Source organism: Bifidobacterium sp. UTCIF-38 (assembly GCF_006454495.1).
In the GTDB taxonomy this organism is placed as follows: domain Bacteria; phylum Actinomycetota; class Actinomycetes; order Actinomycetales; family Bifidobacteriaceae; genus Bifidobacterium; species Bifidobacterium callitrichos.
Genome location: NZ_JFAL01000030.1, coordinates 1 through 17262 on the forward strand (window position 1 = coordinate 1; position 17262 = coordinate 17262).

Sequence of the window (17262 nt, forward strand, 5' to 3'; positions counted from 1 at the left end):
TGCGCGATGTCATGCGTGTTCACGTACCGTTGCACGATCTCGGGCAGTCCGCCCACGACCATATAGACGTTGAACAGGCGGTTCATCGTGGCGTGCACTGCGTCGTTGACCGGGATCCGGTCGGTGAAATGCTCGCGCAGCATGTCGATGGTGTCCGACTGCACGCCGTTGGCCCAGCAGAACTCCTCGAAATCCATCGGGAACATGCGATGATGCTCCTCGAAGCCGACGGGGTATGAGGGTACGTCCTTGACCCGCACTCCGAGCAGGGACCCGGTCTCGATGTAGTCGAAGCGACCGTCCTCGACGAGGAACTTGATCGCGGTGCGCGCTTGCGGACATTCCTGAATCTCGTCGAGCAGGATCAGGGTGCTGCCAGGCTCCAGTCTGGTGCGCAGGTAGGCGGTCAGATTGGCGATGATGGTCTCGGCGTCGAGCGATCCGGCGAAAATGCCGGCGGCGTGCTCGTCGGTGAGGAAGTTGAGCTCGGCGAAGTGACGGTAATGATTTTTGGCGAACTCCCGAACCAGCGTGGTCTTGCCGATCTGACGGGCGCCGGTGAGCATCAGCGCTTTACGGTTGCGGCTGTTTTTCCATGTGGCCAGAGCGTCCCATGCCTTGCGCTTAAGCATTGCGAATCCTTACGCTGTCACGTTTTTCGGTATTTTATCACCTCTGCTGTCACGTTTTGCGTAACGTTTTTCCTTAATTTTTGGGGTGTGCTTGTCACGTTTTGCGTAAAGGGCGCGTTGGCCCGCATCCATTACGCGGCTTACATCCCCATCGCGCGGTGAAGTGACCATCGCGCGATGTTTGTCCCATGGAGCAGTGTCGCAAAATGGCGGAATTCCGCCAATTCGTAAAATCGGCTCACCGCTCCATGGGAGTTTCACTGCTCCATGGGGATTTCACGGCGCGATGGATGGTGCAACGGGTGGATGGGAAACGCACACATCCGCGTTCACAGCGCGAAGGCGGCTTCGATGGCGTCGTATTCGGCGGCGGTGATCGGCAGGATCGCGCCGTGACGCTTCTTGAGCTCGCCGAAGTCGATGTCGTCGGCGACGGCCCAGTCCTCCGGCTCGCGGCTGGACAGGTCGGCGGATCGGAACGGCAGGTAGCCCTTCGCCTCGGCGTACTGGTCGCACATGAGGCCGAAGCGCATCGGACGGCCGTTCACGGTCTTCACGTCGGCGTCGTTGTAGCGGAACAGCTCCGGGCCTTCGAGGTAGCGCCACGAGTAGCGGCCGTTGCCGAGGATGTCGGTCAACGTGCCGACGTACGACCACGCCTGCGGGTCGTCGGTGCGCAGCACCTCGTACGTCTGGGCGTACGGGTTACGCGTGCGCTCGATCGTGATCTCCGAATCCTTGGATGCGCGGTACCACCAGCCGTCATCGTCGCGCAGCATCGTCGTGTCGATGATCCCGTTGCGCCGGTCGATCCACTTGACCGGATCGGAGAACGTGCGGAAGTCGGTGGTGGTCGCGTAGTACATGTTGACGCGGTCGCCGAGCTCGTTGTTCAGCGGGTTGCCCGGCTCGTCGGTGTTCGTCGTCGTGGCCCAGAACACGATCCACTGTTCCTTGTCCGGGTCCCAGTTGGCTTCCGGCGCCCAGGCCATGCCCGCGCCGGGGATCTTCGAGGCGACGTCGACCAGACGCGGCTCGTTCCAGTTCACGAGGTCGGGGGAGTCCCAGACGACGAGCCCGGTCGAGCCGTTCACGGTCGCGCCGCAGTTCGGCCCCCATCCGCCGCGGTAGTGGATGGGCAGGTCGGTGGCGACGATGTGGAATCCGCCGCGCGGGTCGCGTTCGATGTGCGGGTCGCGCACGCCCTTCTCCCCGCCGGTCCAGACGAGCGCCGGCTTGCCGGCCGGGCGCAGGTCGTGCCAGTGGACGCCGTCGCGGCTCAGGGCGAAGTACAGCTGCTCGTCCATCGGCGTGCGTTCGTCGCCGATGAAGTGGACGAACAGGTACGCCTCGGTCTTCGGCGACTGCGGGGTGATGTCGGTCATGTGTGCTCCTTGGTGGATTGGTCGGCGTCAATGCTCTAAACGACAGTATACCGCGTAAGTATGGTTATCGGTAACTATTATGATGGTGCCGTATCGGCGTGTTGCGTGATGTCGGTGTCGGCATGTCGCAAGCGCTTGCAGTGCAACGGTATATCGATGCTTTGCGTCTTGCGGTGATCTGTTGGGCAAAAGTGTTGGCGTCGGTCTACGATAGCGCTACAATAGTTAACGTTAATTTCATGTTGAAAGCAGGATGCAATGACGAATCAGACGCTTGACCAATCGCTTCCCCAAGCATGGCGCCCGCCGATGGGCTGGAACAGCTGGGACTCCTACGGCACCACCGTCACCGAGGACGAACTCCTCGCCAACGCACGCTTCATGGCCGAGCACCTCAAGGACGCGGGCTGGGACACGCTGGTCATCGACATCGACTGGTACGACCCGACCGCGCGCGCCCACGGCTACAACGCCAACGCCCCGCTCATCCTCGACGAATACGGCCGCCAGCTGCCCGACCCGGTGCGCTTCCCGTCCGCGGCCGGCGGCAAGGGCTTCAAGCCGCTCGCCGACGAGATCCACAAGCTGGGCCTGAAGCTCGGCGTGCACATGATGCGCGGCATCCCGCGCCTCGCCGTCGACGGGAACCTGCCCGTGTGCGGCACCGAATACACCGCGAAGGACGTGGCCGACCTCAAGCACGTGTGCAAGTGGAACCCGGACAACTACGGCCTCAACCAGAATCACCCCGGCGCACAGGCGTGGTACGACGCGCAGCTCGACCTGTTCGCCTCCTGGGGGCTCGACTTCCTCAAGGTCGACGACATGCAGACCCCGTTCCACGTCGACGAGATCGCCGCCTACCACCGCGCGATCGCCAAGGCCGAAGCCAAATACGGCCGCGCGATCGACCTGTCCCTGTCGCCCGGCGGCTGGATGTCGACCACGTACGTCGACTTCCTGCGCGAGAACGCCCAGATGTGGCGCATCTCCGACGACCTGTGGGACCGCTGGGAGGACATCTACCAGCAGTTTGCGCGCCTCGCCCGCTGGGCCCCGTTCCAGACCACCGGCCACTGGGCCGACGCCGACATGATTCCGTTCGGCCACATCGGACTGCGCGCCGAGCGAGGCGACGACCGCCAGTCGCGCCTCACGCTCGACGAGCAGAAGACCCTCCTCGCCCTGTGGTGCATGGGCCGCTCGCCGCTCATGGTCGGCGGCGATCTGCCCACCAGCAACGACGACGCGATCGCCCTGCTCGCCAACCCCGCCCTGCGCGAGGTGACCGCCGGATCGACCAACAACCGCGAGCTCGTGCGCGAACGCCAGTTCACCAGTTGGCGCGAGGGCAGCGATTACCGTGGTGAGTTCATCGTGTGGGCCGCCGACGCCGCCGACTGGGCCGACGGCACGCCCTCCTCGCACGCGGGCGGCCACTACGCCGCGCTCTTCTGGACCGGCGGCGACGACTATGATCTGCGATCCAACATCCAGCTGCAGTCGATCGTCGGCCTCGACGCGCGCGACGACGACTGGACCCTGACCGACCTCTACGCCGACGCGCCGGGTGCCAAGTCCGATGTGCGCATCGAGGGCGAGGGTGCCGACCGCGTCATCACCGGCACGATCCCGTCCCACGGCGTGCTCTGGGTGGCTCTTGACAGATGATTCAGTTCCCGGGATTTCGTCGCGGAATCCCGGGAGCCCACGAAAGGAACAAAACAATATGACCGATTCCCTCAACGCAACGCTCGACAAGACGGGCGAGCGCTCCATCAGCACCGACCTGTGGGGCGTGTTCTTCGAGGACATCAGCTATTCGGCCGACGGCGGCCTCAACTCGGAGCTCGTCCAGAACGGCGCGTTCGAATACAATCGCGCCGATCGCGAAGGCTGGAGCAACTACAGCTTCTGGCGCAAGATCGTGCCGGAGGGCACGTTCGCCGCGTTCGCGATCCGCGACGTCGCGCCCGTGGCCGACGAGAACCCGCATTACGCGGTCGCGGAAATCGGCAAGGTCGGGGAATCGGGCGATCCGTCCGCCGCTCCCGCCCTCGAGAACGTCGGTTTCGACGGCATGACGTTCCGCGCGGGCGAGACGTACGACTTCTCCATCTGGACGCGCGCGCACGGCACGGCGCTGCCGATCGCCATCACCCTGATCGGCGACGACGGCGAGACGCTCGCCTCCGCGACCGTCCATGCGCCCGCATCCGCCGCCAATGGCGAGTGGACGCAGCTGCACGCCGAACTGAGCGTGCCGGGTACGTCGGGTGAGACGGTGTCCGATGCGTCGGGCGATCCCGCCGCCGGCGACGTCTACGCCGGCAAGCCGGTCGTCGCGCGTCAGGGTGTGCTGCGACTCGCCTTCCCCGAGACCGGCGTCATCGACCTCGACTTCGTCTCGCTCGAACCGCGCACCACGTACAAGGGCCTCGAGCACTTCCGCCCCGACCTCGTCAAGGCGCTCGCCGACCTGAAACCCCGGTTCATGCGCTTCCCTGGCGGATGCGTCGCGCACGGGCTCGGCATCGACAACATGTATCACTGGGATCGCACGATCGGACCGGTCGAACATCGCCCGCACGGCTTCAACCTGTGGGGCTACCACCAGTCCTTCCGACTGGGCTACTACGAGTACCTGCGCCTGTGCGAGACGATCGGCGCCAAGCCGCTGCCGGTGCTCGCCGCCGGCGTGAGCTGCCAGAACACCAGCCAGGGTCCGGTGCCGATCGCGCTTGAGGACATGCCCGCGTACATCGACGAGGTGCTCGCCCTGATCGACTTCTGCAACGCGGACCCTGCCGTCAATCAGTGGGCCGCCAAGCGCGCGGCGATGGGCCACCCCGAGCCGTTCGGCCTCGAATACCTCGGCATCGGCAACGAGGATCTCATCGACGATGTGTTCAAGGACCGTTTCGAACGCATCTTCGACGTTGTCAAGGCGGCGCACCCGGAGATCACCGTCGTCGGCACGATCGGACCGGCGCCGTCCGGCCGCGACTACGAGCAGGGCTGGGACTACGCGCGCAAGGCCCGCATCCCGATCGTCGACGAGCACTCCTACCAGTCGTCGAGCTGGTGGTTCCACAACCTCGACCACTACGACCTGACCGATCGCGAAGGGCCGAAGGTGTATCTGGGCGAGTACGGCTCGTGGGGCACCGGGCTCATCAACGGCCTGTCCGAAGCCGCGTTCATGGGCCGCGCGATGGAGCTCAACGGCGACGTCGTGCACATGGCGTCCTACGCGCCGCTGTTCTGCAAGAACGGCCACGATTCGTGGAACCCGGACTTGATCTACTTCGACAACGAGCACGTCTACCACCCGTACAGCTACTGGGTGCAGAAGATGTTTGCCAACACCACCGCAGACACCGCGTGGCCGGTCGCGCTTTCGGGGCCTACCACGTTGCGCCGCGACCTGCCGAACCGCATCGGACTGCGCGTCGGAGGCGGCGCGAAGGCCGATTTCACCGACCTGTCGATCGAGACGGCGGACGGCCGTCGCGTCGACCTGCCGGACGTCGAGTATCGGGGGAGCGGAGTCACGCTGCCCACGCCGGACGATCTCGCAGCCGATGCGTACACGATCCGCGCCACCGTCACCTACTACGAGGGCATGTGGGGTGTTGGATTCGATTTTGGTGACATCGACGGCAAGAACCACAGCGGCGCGTCGTTCGGGCGCGGTTTCGCGCTGCGTCTGGTGCGCGACGGCTCCGGATACAACCTCGCCAACACCGAGTCGTCGATGGACGCGGTCAGGCCCGGCACCGTGTGGCACGCGCGCATCGAGGTCGCGGACCGCGGCGAGTCGCTGGCGCTGTACATCGACGACCGGCTCGTGATCGAAGGCCGTGAGATCCCCGAGGAGCCGCGTCGCACGGTGTCCGTGTCGCGCGATTCCGCGGCGGGCGTCGACTACATCCGCGTGGTCAACGCGCTGCCCGATGCAGTCGACGTCGACCTGACGCAGGTGCTCGATGCACTGGGGCTTGGGGCGGCGGGCGACGGTGCGGCCGTCACCGCGACCGCCACCGTCCTGACCGGCGACGACCCGTACGCCGGGAACAAGGGCGCCGAATCGCCCACTACGCCGGTCGTCACGCATGACGTCGTGTTGGCCGGTGACGAAGGCGCCGACGCTGGCAAGGCTGCATACACGGCCCCCGCCTGGTCGTTCACCGTCCTCGCCATCCGCCACTGAATCACTGAACGAAAGGTCTCAACCCTCTCATGACCGACAGCGAAAGCGACGCGCTGAAAAGCGCGATCGACTCGTCGAAAGGCCGTCACATCACCTTCCCGCAGGCGTTTGGCTATGGCATCGGTGATGTGTTCGGCGGCGGCCAGCTGACGCTGATCACGACGTATCTGTCGCTGTTCTGGACGCGATTCTGCGGGATGGACATCGCCACCTCGCAGTCGGTGATCGGCATGAGCGCGCTGGTGAGCGCGGTGGCGGCCCTGTTGTTCGGCGTGCTCGACGACAACCTGTACCGCTATGACGTGGGCCGGCGGTTCGGACGCCGCCGGTTCCTGCTCATGCTCACCTCGCCGCTGCTGCTGTTCGGTGTGTTCCTGTGGATCCCCGGACTGCCGCTTGCCGCGTACGCGGCCGCCTACGTGCTGTGGGTGGTGCTCGCGCAGATGTTCGCGACCTCCTACAGCGCGCTGCCGGGGGAGATGACGACCGATTTCGCGGGGCGTACGAAGCTGTCGACCGTGCGCCTGTTCATCTCGACCGGCGCGGCGACGCTGATCCCGTTGGCGGGCAGTGCGGTCCTGTCCGTGACGGGCGAGGACCGGCCGACCGGGTACATGATCTTCACGATCGCGACGGTCGTGGTGTTCTCGCTCGCCGTGTTCGTGTGCTGGCGTCGTACCTGGGAGATGACGCCGGAGGCGGCCGGTTTCGGCGCCTATGCGCGCGGCGAGGTGCGTGACGGGCATATCGGGTTCGTCGGTTGGATGCGGCGTGCGGTCAAGGTGCTGCGCGAGTACGCGACGACGCTCAACGTGAAGGAGTTTCGCAAGCATCTGGCGATCTATCTGATGGTGCAGGTGTCGATGGACGTGTTCGGGCAGACGTTCGTGTTCTTCGTGGTGTTCGACTGGGGGAGCACGGCCGCGTTCGCCTCGCTCCTGCTCGGCTGCGCGGCGGTGTCCCTGCCGTTGATGCCCCTGTTCGGCATCGGCATGACGAAGCTGGGGCCTCGTCGCATGTACGCGATCAACTTCGCCGGATGCCTCTCCGGCGTGGCCGGGCTGCTGCTGGTGTGGGTGCTGGCGGGTCGTGTGCCGGGGCCGGTGTGGACGGTGGTGGCGGTGGCGGCCTCGTTGTGGTTCTTCGCGTTCAAGTCGCTGTGCGGTTATCTGCCGTGGGCGGTGTTCCCGTATATGGCGGATGTGGATCAGGTGGTGACGCGGCGTTACCGGTCGGCCACGTTCTCGGCGATTCAGGCGTCGTTCCGTCAGCTGTTCTCGGGGTTGGCGACGATTCTGGTGGGTGTGGTGCTGGGGGCGGTCGGGTTCGATGCGACCCGGTCGGTGCAGTCGCCGACGGCGCGGATCGGTGTGGGCGCGGTGCTGTTGGGCTGGTTCGGGATCTCGATGATCCTGTGCTGGCTGATCTCCGCGCATTTGAGGATCGACAAGCGGACCGATGGCATGGTGCTCTCGGAGATCAACCGGTTGCAGTCCGGCGGCCGCAAGTCGGCGGTCGACAACGAGACGCGTCGCACGATCGAGAAGCTCACCGGCATGCCCTACGACCAGGTCTGGCTCAACGGCGGACGGTGACCTCCGTTCCTTTCAGTCCTTCCTTTTCAAAACCTCCTCGAACATGTCCTTTACCGGAACGAATAGCATATCCGGGTCGTTCCGGTATTTCGCCACGGTGGCTTCGTGCATTGGATTCTTGGTGAAAAATGCCAGGGTTGTTTTCCGATATCCGCCAATGAGACCGATTCGTTCCCGCAATGCCTCGATCATCTCGGTTTCATCGACTTTGTTGCGCCATTTGCATTCACCGAGCAGTATGTGCATTTCGGCTGGATCGGCCGCTACGAGATCGATATCCGTTTCCTCTCGTTTCATCGGATTGTTGCCCCACCATGTACCTATCTGTGTAGGCATCAGCGGTAGTGTTCCGGCACCGAAGGAACGCAGTACCCATTGCTGACACATGCTTTCGAATTGTTGTCCCACATATGTGGCGAATGGTCCACTTTGCGCGATTCGTTGGGCAAGCCTCTCTCCGTTTCCCGTTTCGATGAGGGTGACGTTGGGAGCCACGAAGCGATACCAGTATGCGAAAAATGGATCTACGATGTGGACATGGGATTTCCGTGAGGTGGGTTTCTCCCCGAAGGGCACGGCCTTTTCGATAAGCCGTAGACCTTCAAGCGTTTTCATATAGAAGGGCAGGGATGTCTGTTCGATGCCTATGCGCTCCGCAATGACCTTCGATGTGTTGCATCCGTTGCTGATGGCCTGAAGTATGGAATCATAGATGGCGGGGCTTTTGAGCTCCTCTCGTAGCAGCATCATCGGCTCTTCATACAGCAGTCCTGTCTTGTTGAAGCAGAGGGACGCTACGTTTTCCTCGTAGGTCAGATCCGGCCTGAGCTGTGCGAGATAGTATGGGGTTCCGCCGAATGTTGCGTAATACAGCACCTTATCCTGCGGTGAGCAGCTGGCGATGAATTCGGAGGCGTCCAGATAATCAAACGGCTGCATACGTAGTTGTCCGGTTCGTCTGCCGTATAGAGGGCTTTTGTATCCGAGCACACGGTTTTCCATGAATCCCTGATTGCTGCCGGAAAGAATGAGCATGGTGTTGGTGTCTTTGAATCCGTGATCGATGGCGATCTGCAGGGTTGGTGGCAGACTCGGCTCGGCCTCAGCGGCGTAGGGGAATTCGTCAAAGACGATGACGAGCTTCTCTCCGGTATTCTGTTGGGCCTGTTTGACGAGGTAGTCGATGGCATTGCTCCATGTCCCGAAGTTCAATACATCCGGGTATCCGAAGTATTCGGACATAGCTGCGGAGAAGGAACGAAGAACCAGTTGGGAATTCTGCTGCCGTGCAGTGAAGTACAGGGCCTTGCGTCTTGCGAGGAAGCGGTCGATCAATGCGGTCTTCCCTACGCGTCGACGCCCGTAAATCACCATCATCTCGAATCTGTCGCTGTCGTACATGCGATTCAGCGCGGTGAGCTCTTGCTGCCGTCCTACAAACATGGTTGCTTCTTTCGTCCCTGGCATACCGTCTGTACCTGACGTCTGTACCTGAAGATAATGATAACACTATTATAGAAAACCCTATAATAGAATATACTATTATAGAGTTTTCTATAATAGATTCGTTGGTTCGGGGTGCCGTACGTTCTCTGTGGCTTGGGACGGGGATGCCCCGATGGGCGTACGGTGAGTCGGGCTGAGCGTACGCCCATCGGGGTGATGCCGGTTCTGTCACCCGTATTCGTACGCTGACTCCGGCCTGGCGTACGAATACGGGTGACAGGGCGAGGAAAGCCCCCGGGGACGTACGCTGAGCCGAGGACAGCGTACGCAGAATGGGAGCCGGGCGACAATACGTACGCCGAACATAGGGCCGGCGTGGTGGCTAAGGAATCCCCGTCGGTCAGAGTCGGTCGATGAGATAGAGTCGGGAGGCGAAGTCCGGGCCGATGTTGGTGTCGTTGAGGCCGATATGCATGAGTTCGGCACCGGAACGGACCACGCCGGGGGTGATGGGGGCGGTCCCGGTGGTCCCGGCGCCGATACCCTCGTCCTCAGCCGAGTATCCGAGTCGCCCTCGCAATGCATCGTCGGGGCCAAGGCCCGGCCCCGGGACCGTCGTCACGCGGTACAGCGCGTCCGCGTCGAGCCCGCGCAGCTGGAGGCGCGACTTGTGTCGGTTCGGCATGCCGAGGATCACGTAGTCGCCGACGATCGCGTGCGCGCGGTCGGCCGAGACGACCATCCACGCGGCTTGACGGTGATCGTACGGCGCGCGCAGACGGTACAGGTCGCCGTTATGCAGCAGCGGCGCGTGCTCCTTGAAGAACGCGACCTGCCGTGCGATCTCGTCGAGCTCGTCATCGCCCACCCGTGTCAGGTCCATCTCGTAGCCGAACGTGCCGAACATCGCGACCGAACCGCGCATCGCGAGCGACTCGGATCGCCCGGTCTGATGGTTCGGCGTGATCGACACATGCGCGCCCATCGCGGAGACGGGGAAGAAGTAGCTGGTGCCGTACTGGATCGACAGACGCTCGACCGCATCGGTGTCGTCGCTGGTCCAGATCTGCGGCGAGTAGGCGAGGATGCCCATATCGAAGCGCGATCCGCCGGATGCGCAGCCTTCGATGATGAGGTCGGGGAACGCGGCGAGCAGTCGCCGGTAGAGCTCATATACGCCGAGGATGTAGCGGTGGAACACCTCGCCCTGATGCTCGGCGCCGCGCGTGGCGTCGTACGCCTCGGTGATGAAGCGGTTCATGTCCCATTTGATGTACGCCACGTTCGCGCCGTCGAGGATCGCGTGCATGCGCTCGTAGATGTGGTCGACGACCGCGGGATTCGCGAAGTTGAGCACGTACTGCTGGCGGTAGACGGCGCTTGCGCGGCCGGGGGTCGCGATCACCCAATCGGGGTGCGTCTCGTACAGGTCGGTGGCGCGGTTGACCATCTCCGGTTCGAACCACAGGCCGAATCGCATGCCGATCTCGTTGATCTTCCGGGCGATTCCGGCGATACCCTCGGGCAGTCGCTCCGGGTTGGCGATCCAGTCGCCGAGTCCCGCGCGATCGCTGGTGCGCGCGTGATTCCCGCGTCCAAACCAGCCGTCGTCGAGCACGAACAGCTCGATGCCGGCCCTGTGTGCGAGCCGCGCGAGTTCCAGCAGCTTCTCCTCGGTGAAGTCGAAGTAGGTGGCCTCCCAGTTGTTGATGAGGATCGGCCGCTCGCGCCGCGCCCAGCGCGGGCGTTCCAGATGATCGAGGACGATGCGGTGGAGGGTCTGACTCAGGGCGTTCAATCCGCGATCGGTGTAGCCGAGCAGCGCCTCGGGGCTCTGGAACGATTCGCCGGGCGCGAGCCGCCACGCGAATCCGGCCGGGTTGATGCCGAGCTGGAGTCGGGTGGCGCCGTACGCGTCGACCTCGGCGTGCAGATCGAAGTTGCCCGAGTAGACGAACGATAGGGAGAGCGCCTCGCCCTGATTCTCGTTGGTGTCGGGTCGGGCGAAGAGAGCGTTGGGGCTGAAGTACGGGCTGCTCGCGCCCCACATCGAGGCGACGCTCTGCACGCCCGGGTGCAATGGCTGGCGATGCGGCTCGCGTTCGCGCGCCCATGCGCCGGTGAACTCGATCATCTCGTAGTCGTCGTCGGGCAGGTCGAGGTTCAGGCTCGCGAGGCGTTCGATCGTGACCGGCTCGTCGCCATGGTTCGCGATCCTCACACTGCGCGCGATGACCGGCTCGTCGCGGAAGATCGTGTAGTTCAGGGTCGCGGTCAGGCCTGTCAAGTCGTCGACGAGGTCGATGCTCAGGGTTTCGGCGTCCGGCAGGTCGCTCGCCTGCCCGTCGCCGGCACCGGTATCACCCGGAGCCGAAGCCGCGTATGTCGCAGGCAATCCCTCGAGCTCCGGCTTGCCGGGCGCGACCCGATACCCCGCGTACCGGAAGTCGGTGATGCGAGAGCCGTTGCCCTGCAACACGGTGATCGCGGGACCGCGGAAGTCGCCGCGGCCGTATTCGGGGAACTCCTGGCGCGACTGCTCGATATGCAGCTCGCCGTGCTCGTCGGCGGTGGTTGCCTGCACGCGGAACCCGTCGTCGACGAGATAGCCGAAATCGGGGCGATCGGGCACCGCCTCACCGGTGTACAGGTTGATGAGTTTGCCCTCGACGACGTTGAGGATCATGCTCACCCGCCCATTGGTCAGGTGGAACTGGTTCAGGTCCTCATTGACTGTGATCAGGGACGTCATAGGGTCTTCCCTTCGTTGCGAACACGGCATGGTTATCGTTAACCATAGCGTATCACCCCGCCGATGCTTTCGCATCATGATCGCCATATTGTCGTCGGAATCTTGGGGTGTACGGTAGAAACTGTTACTCGGCAACGACTTGATTGAAAGTGCGTCAATATCATGAATACGAAGAAGACTGTTATCGCTCTTACTTCGGTAATTGTGTCTGTTGTCATGGCATTTACTGCATTTCCTGCCGCGGCTGCAACATGTGAATGGGGCTCACAAGCAGTACCGGAAGGATGCTATGGGCATTATGCCAATGGGGATGGGCGTATTGTCCCCTGTGAGAAGTGAGGGTGTATGTACCAGGCTGTGTTTCCGCGTGAACTGACTGAGACCGAAGCGGCGCTTATCGATAGGGGAGTGGTGCAGATCGCCGCATTGGTGGCCGCCAAAGTCACTGGTCGTGGGCTTATCATCAACAACGGCGATGATGCATACTCTTGGGACTTCATTCTCGTCGATGCGAGCAAGGACGAGCAGAGGGACTTCGACGAGCGAGTGCTCGAGATGATTACCGGCTACATTCAGGCCGGTTTCCCCGACGCCGCACTCAAGCAGGTGAAGCATCGGGCGCCGAAGATCGCGATCAAGAACGACTGACTGTTCTTCATCCCCGCGGTTCCGTGGCCCGCAGGTACTCCCGCAGGAACGGGATGGCGAAGTCGACGCGGCCCCGCGCCGGTGCTGCGATGATGTGCTCGTCGAGCAGCCGTTGCCGGTAGATGTTGGCGTAGTCCATGCTCTCTCCCATGCGCGATGCCACCACTGATGTCGATGACGGCCCATCATCCTGGGCCATCGCGCGCAGGTAGTCGACCGCGCGTTCGGAGAGCTGGTTGACGACCGGGGCGCATACGCCCTCGCCCAGCTTCGCACGCGCCTGCTCGACACCCGAACGTACGTCGTCGAAGAGTATGGCGTTGCCGCTCACGGACGGGGTGGTGTTTTCGCGTCGTCTGGCCTGTCGCCAGATGTGGTAGCCGACCAGCTGGATCATGTACGGGTATCCGCCGGTCGATTCCGTCGCCAGAGTCAGGGCGTCGTCGCTGATCGTCACGCCCGCGCCGCGGATCGAAGTGGACAGTGCGTGACGAACGTCATCGAGCGGGACGTCGCCGAGCTGCTTGATCGATGAGCGACGCAGGAACGTGAGCACTTTGGCGTTCAGCAGGTCGGAAACCAGTGAGGGCAGTCCCGCGAACACGAACGCCACTTCGGCGTTGTCGCGCAACATGTGCTGGGCGGCGGTGGCGATGGCGGTCATGTCCTCCATCGAGGCGTCCTGCGTCTCGTCGATGGTGATGAGCAGGCCCTTGCCTTTGCCAAGGGTTTTCAGTCTGGCAGTCATCGCGTCACGGAGCGTCGACGGCCGCAGGGCTGGAGCAATGCTCAGTTCGCCGAGGCCGGCGCCCATCACGGACGGTTTGATGGTTAATCCCGCGATCCGTCCCGATTCAGGGGCGATGCGGGAGATGAGTCGATCGCACAGGCCGTTCGAAGCGGTTTCGTCGATGACTTCCCAATGATGGGTTTTCGCGATCAGTCCGAGTTCGGTGAGCATTACCGTTTTGCCGCTGCCTCGCGGTCCGGTGATGAGCATGAGCCGGTCGGGCGCTCCGGGGCCGTCCTCCAGTCCTTCACGGAAATCCATACTCACGGATTCGCGCCCGATGAGCACGGGAGGCATGACGCCTGCGGTCGGTTTGAACGGATTGGGAGGGAACGGCATGTTGAGCTCCTTCGACCTCACGACAATGTACCGTACTCAGTGTAACAAATAGAAAATCTATAGAACAAAGTCTGTTTGTGTTCTGGAGTGTTTGCTATGGCAGCGTTTGCAGGTGATTTCGGCATATCAGGTGTGCGGCAAATAGAACAAATAGAACAAATAGAACAAATAGAACAAATAGAACAGGTGGATAAGCACTGCATGGGTGCGGCTGGCGTTCCCTGCTCGGCATCGGTCTGCGTGGTTCTGTGCGGTGTTCCGATTCCGGTAACGGCGTACGGATACCGTGGCTTGAAGGAGGGTAGCCTCGCGGAGCGTACGCTGAGGATTCGCCAGCGTACGTCGGGCGGGGCTTGATCCCGCTTGTCACCCGTATTCGTACGCTGCCACGCTCGCAACGTACGAATACGGGTGATGAGGTGCCGATGACCCCGGAGAGCGTACGCTGACGAAGTCTCAGCGTACGGGGAATGGGGTTCTGGGTTTGGGCTGAGCCCGGGTGTTTCGCCGTGAGCCGTCAGTGTACGGGGAATGGGGTTCTGGGGTCCCGGAGACATGGGGGCCCGTCCCGGGAGACCCGGGAGACTCAGCGGCAGGGGCGGGTGAGGGGCTGCCAGGGGTCGAGTTCGACCGGTTCGGCGGTGAGCAGAGCCTGGGTGGCGTCATCAAGGTATTCCTTGCGGATGATGAGCTCGGTGACGAAGCGGTCGAACCACTTGTCGGACATCACGTAGTAGCCGTCGACGCCGGCGTCCTTGCCCCAGCTGTTCTCCACCTTCCAGCGATCCGGTCTGCCGTCGGAGTCGAGGTTCACGCCGGTGAAGGTCATCGCGTGGTTGCTCGGGCTGTCGGCGTACTCGAGGGCGTCGGCCTTGTCGAGCGTGAACTCGGTGCCGAACAGCTGGTCGACGCGCACGACCGACTGGTCGAAGAAGCCCTCCTTGCGCAGCGAGAACTGCGTGCAGTCGCAGGCGAACCAGATCGGGTGTCCGGCCGAAAGCTGATCGATCGCGGCCTTCTTGAACACGTCGAGCGGCACGTTGACGAACTCCATGTCGCCGGCCTCGGCCACGTTCGCCGTGTAGCGGATGCGGTATCGCGTGTTGAACGGCGTGCGCGCCATCGGCGCGTTGGCGAGGGTCGCGAAATCATTGACGTCGACCGGCACGTACTTCCGGTAGAACTCCAGCGGGGTGATGCCGGTCTCTCGGATCTGCGGGCGATCGTCCTTGCCGGACTTGTCCTTGTCCTTCTTTGCCGACTTCTTCTCCGACTTCTCGGCCGAATCGCCCTTCTTGCCGTCCTTATCCCCGTCCTCGTCGTCCTTCACGCGCGCGAGGAAGTCGAACCGCTCCGGCGGCTCGCCGAGCGCGATCGAGCAGATGCGGTAGACGACCGACATGTACTCGTCCTTGATCGCGCGCAGCTCCTCCACGCCCGTGCCATCGGCCGCATGACGACGACGCAGCTCGATCGCGAACTCGCGCAGCTTCGAGTTGAGGTACTGCTTGAAGTCGTCCGAATTGCGCGAATTCGCCGACTCCGGGTACGCGCTCTTCGGCACCAGGCCGTACTTGTTCACCAGCGCCGCGAACATCTGCCACCATCCGCCGTCATCGGACGGGCCGTCGTTGATGATCTCGAACAGACGGTCGTCGCTCGGACGGTCAAGCGTCGACAGCACGTTCTCGAGGTACGTGTTCGACTTCTCCATCGTGTCCCAGAAGAACAGGTAGGACTCGGAGAACTCGAAATCCTCGAGATTCCAACGGTGCATCAGCTCATAGCGCAGCGTGTTGAGCGAGGCGAACATCCAGCAGCGGCCCGAACGCTCCTGATCGGTGATCGACCCCTGCTTGAGCTCGATCGAGAAGTCGCGCGGCAGCTCGCGCACGCCGCGGTAGTCGGTCGCCGCCTTGAGCACGCCGGCCGACACGGCCGCGTTCGCCGCGACGAGGTTCGCGCGCTCGCCGTTGAAGTGCTTGGAATAGTCGCGCAGCAGCTGAGGCTTGATCGCCTTGCCCTCGTTGAGATCCGTGTTCGTCATTGATGCTCCCGCCTGATGAATGGCCTGATATAGGGCCGATGAATGATGCCGGCTGACCGTTCGGTCGTGTCCGCGATCGAGCGCAAAGTCCAGCGGCAGTATACGACCATCGTCTGCGAAGACAGGAAACACAAAATTAACAAATCGAGTATTGACTTCCTTGCAAGTTTATGAAAGCCCGGAAAACAGCCGCTGAACGATTGCTGAAAAAAGTAAACCGGGTGATTTTGCCTACATTCACGTGTGTCACCTGTCAATACCTCATCTCAAATGTTGGATTCCGTTTGGGGAAACAAACGGGGGAGGGTATCACATCGCATAGCAATTTCGGGAATGGCCGGGAGCGACCGGTAATGACCGGAGTGATCGATTGGAGGTGTGAGGATGCTCAAATACATCGTCAAACGAATCGCGAACTACATCGTCATGCTGTTCGTCGCGGTGTCAATGACGTACTTCCTCGCAAGCGCGTTCATGGATCCCCGCTCGAATTACATGTCGCGCCATCCGCACCCGCCGATCGCCTCGATCAACCGTTCGCTCGACAACGCGAACATCAACGACCAGACGCCGGTCATTCTGCGTTACCTCCGCTGGCTCAAGAACATCGTGACCCGCTGGGACTGGGGTCTGAGCCCCGACCAGTCGCCGGTCGGCCCGGCCATCGCCACGCGCATCGGCGCCTCGCTGCAGCTGGTCACGCTCGCCACGATCCTGGCGATCATCCTCGGCGTGAGCTTAGGCGTCTACACCGCCATCCGCCAGTACCAGTGGCAGGATCGCGTGCTCAACGCGACCGCCACGTTCTTCCTGGTCATCCCGGCGGCGGTCATGGGACTCATGGTCGTGCTGCTGGCCATCAACATCAACAACCTCGCCGGCGTGCGCGCGTTCTACGTCACCGGCCTGCACTCCTATCAGGGATCCAACCCCGTGCTGTGGGTGCTCGACTATCTGCAACATCTGATCCTGCCGACCATCGTCATGACGATCCCGGGCATGGTCGGATACCACCTGACGCAGCGCACCTACCTGCTCGACACGATGAACGCCGACTACGTGCGCACCGCCCGCGCCAAGGGTCTGCCGCTCAACATCGCGATCCGCCGCCACGCGCTGCGCACGAGCCTCATCCCGACGGCCGTGGACGTCGCGTTCTCCATCGCAGGCGTGTTCACCGGTGCGGTCATCACCGAGAACGTGTTCGCGATCAACGGTCTGGGCATGTACTTCACGCAGACCATCAACCAGAACGACATCAACGGCGCGGTCGCGGTCGCCGCGTTCGGCGGCGTGTGCACGCTGACCGGCGCCCTGCTCGCGGACATCTTCTCCGCGTGGCTCGACCCGCGCATCCGCCTGAGCTGATCCATCGCACTTGCGTACTCGAAGGACCATCGAAATGAAGGCTATTC

General features: G+C 62.8%; 11 protein-coding genes. 5 read left to right on the top strand and 6 right to left on the bottom strand.

The window, feature by feature from the left end; all coding sequences use genetic code 11:
- Window positions 1-632: ATP-binding protein (locus BW11_RS10420; protein WP_140476371.1), on the bottom strand; the 632-nt coding region annotated here is incomplete at its 3' end.
- 329 nt (window positions 633-961) lie between these two features.
- The gene (locus BW11_RS10425; RefSeq protein ID WP_140445649.1) at window positions 962-2017 is read right to left on the bottom strand and encodes a glycoside hydrolase family 43 protein; all 1056 of its coding nucleotides are present in this window, start codon (window positions 2015-2017) and stop codon (window positions 962-964) included.
- 309 nt (window positions 2018-2326) lie between these two features.
- Between BW11_RS10425 and BW11_RS10430 the strand changes: the two genes are divergently transcribed.
- From BW11_RS10430 to BW11_RS10440, 3 genes are read left to right on the top strand one after another with little or no spacing between them, the layout of a single operon-like run.
- The gene (locus BW11_RS10430; RefSeq protein WP_181162593.1) at window positions 2327-3688 is read left to right on the top strand and encodes a glycoside hydrolase family 27 protein; all 1362 of its coding nucleotides are present in this window, start codon (window positions 2327-2329) and stop codon (window positions 3686-3688) included.
- 58 nt (window positions 3689-3746) lie between these two features.
- Window positions 3747-6230, top strand: coding sequence for an alpha-L-arabinofuranosidase C-terminal domain-containing protein (locus BW11_RS10435; RefSeq protein ID WP_140445647.1), 2484 nt, complete (start codon window positions 3747-3749; stop codon window positions 6228-6230).
- A gap of 29 nt (window positions 6231-6259) precedes the next feature.
- Complete coding sequence (locus BW11_RS10440; RefSeq protein WP_140445646.1) at window positions 6260-7825, top strand: MFS transporter; 1566 nt, start codon at window positions 6260-6262, stop codon at window positions 7823-7825.
- Window positions 7826-7837: 12 nt separating this feature from the next.
- Here the strand turns inward: BW11_RS10440 and BW11_RS10445 are convergent, their stop codons facing one another.
- Together BW11_RS10445 and BW11_RS10450 are read right to left on the bottom strand one after the other, a co-directional pair.
- Window positions 7838-9292 carry an ATP-binding protein gene (locus BW11_RS10445; RefSeq protein ID WP_258184667.1) on the bottom strand — a complete coding sequence of 485 codons (1455 nt, stop codon included), beginning with the start codon at window positions 9290-9292 and terminating at the stop codon, window positions 7838-7840.
- Between the two features lie 379 nt (window positions 9293-9671).
- Window positions 9672-12023 carry an alpha-galactosidase gene (locus tag BW11_RS10450; protein ID WP_258184666.1) on the bottom strand — a complete coding sequence of 784 codons (2352 nt, stop codon included), beginning with the start codon at window positions 12021-12023 and terminating at the stop codon, window positions 9672-9674.
- Window positions 12024-12368: 345 nt separating this feature from the next.
- Here BW11_RS10450 and BW11_RS10455 point away from each other — a divergent pair, with 345 nt between their 5' ends.
- Window positions 12369-12671 carry a hypothetical protein gene (locus BW11_RS10455; protein ID WP_140445644.1) on the top strand — a complete coding sequence of 101 codons (303 nt, stop codon included), beginning with the start codon at window positions 12369-12371 and terminating at the stop codon, window positions 12669-12671.
- 7 nt (window positions 12672-12678) lie between these two features.
- Here BW11_RS10455 and BW11_RS10460 read toward each other — a convergent pair whose 3' ends face one another.
- Window positions 12679-13800: an AAA family ATPase gene (locus BW11_RS10460; RefSeq protein WP_140445643.1), complete on the bottom strand. Its 1122-nt coding sequence runs from the start codon at window positions 13798-13800 to the stop codon at window positions 12679-12681.
- Between the two features lie 586 nt (window positions 13801-14386).
- Window positions 14387-15847 carry a C1 family peptidase gene (locus BW11_RS10465; RefSeq protein ID WP_140445642.1) on the bottom strand — a complete coding sequence of 487 codons (1461 nt, stop codon included), beginning with the start codon at window positions 15845-15847 and terminating at the stop codon, window positions 14387-14389.
- 384 nt (window positions 15848-16231) lie between these two features.
- On the opposite strand from BW11_RS10465, the gene BW11_RS10470 reads away from it, so the two are divergent.
- Complete coding sequence (locus BW11_RS10470) at window positions 16232-17215, top strand: ABC transporter permease (RefSeq protein WP_181162592.1); 984 nt, start codon at window positions 16232-16234, stop codon at window positions 17213-17215.
- The last annotated feature ends 47 nt before the right edge of the window (window positions 17216-17262 follow it).

Bases quoted from the DNA above. Each gene is read 5' to 3' on its own strand.
- BW11_RS10445 (WP_258184667.1), bottom strand. From the start codon at position 9,292: ATGCCAGGGACGAAAGAAGCAACCATGTTTGTAGGACGGCAGCAAGAG.
- BW11_RS10435 (WP_140445647.1), top strand. From the start codon at position 3,747: ATGACCGATTCCCTCAACGCAACGCTCGACAAGACGGGCGAGCGCTCC.
- BW11_RS10430 (WP_181162593.1), top strand. From the start codon at position 2,327: ATGGGCTGGAACAGCTGGGACTCCTACGGCACCACCGTCACCGAGGAC.
- BW11_RS10450 (WP_258184666.1), bottom strand. From the start codon at position 12,023: ATGACGTCCCTGATCACAGTCAATGAGGACCTGAACCAGTTCCACCTG.
- BW11_RS10460 (WP_140445643.1), bottom strand. From the start codon at position 13,800: ATGCCGTTCCCTCCCAATCCGTTCAAACCGACCGCAGGCGTCATGCCT.
- BW11_RS10470 (WP_181162592.1), top strand. From the start codon at position 16,232: ATGCTCAAATACATCGTCAAACGAATCGCGAACTACATCGTCATGCTG.
- BW11_RS10425 (WP_140445649.1), bottom strand. From the start codon at position 2,017: ATGACCGACATCACCCCGCAGTCGCCGAAGACCGAGGCGTACCTGTTC.
- BW11_RS10465 (WP_140445642.1), bottom strand. From the start codon at position 15,847: ATGACGAACACGGATCTCAACGAGGGCAAGGCGATCAAGCCTCAGCTG.
- BW11_RS10440 (WP_140445646.1), top strand. From the start codon at position 6,260: ATGACCGACAGCGAAAGCGACGCGCTGAAAAGCGCGATCGACTCGTCG.
- BW11_RS10455 (WP_140445644.1), top strand. From the start codon at position 12,369: ATGTACCAGGCTGTGTTTCCGCGTGAACTGACTGAGACCGAAGCGGCG.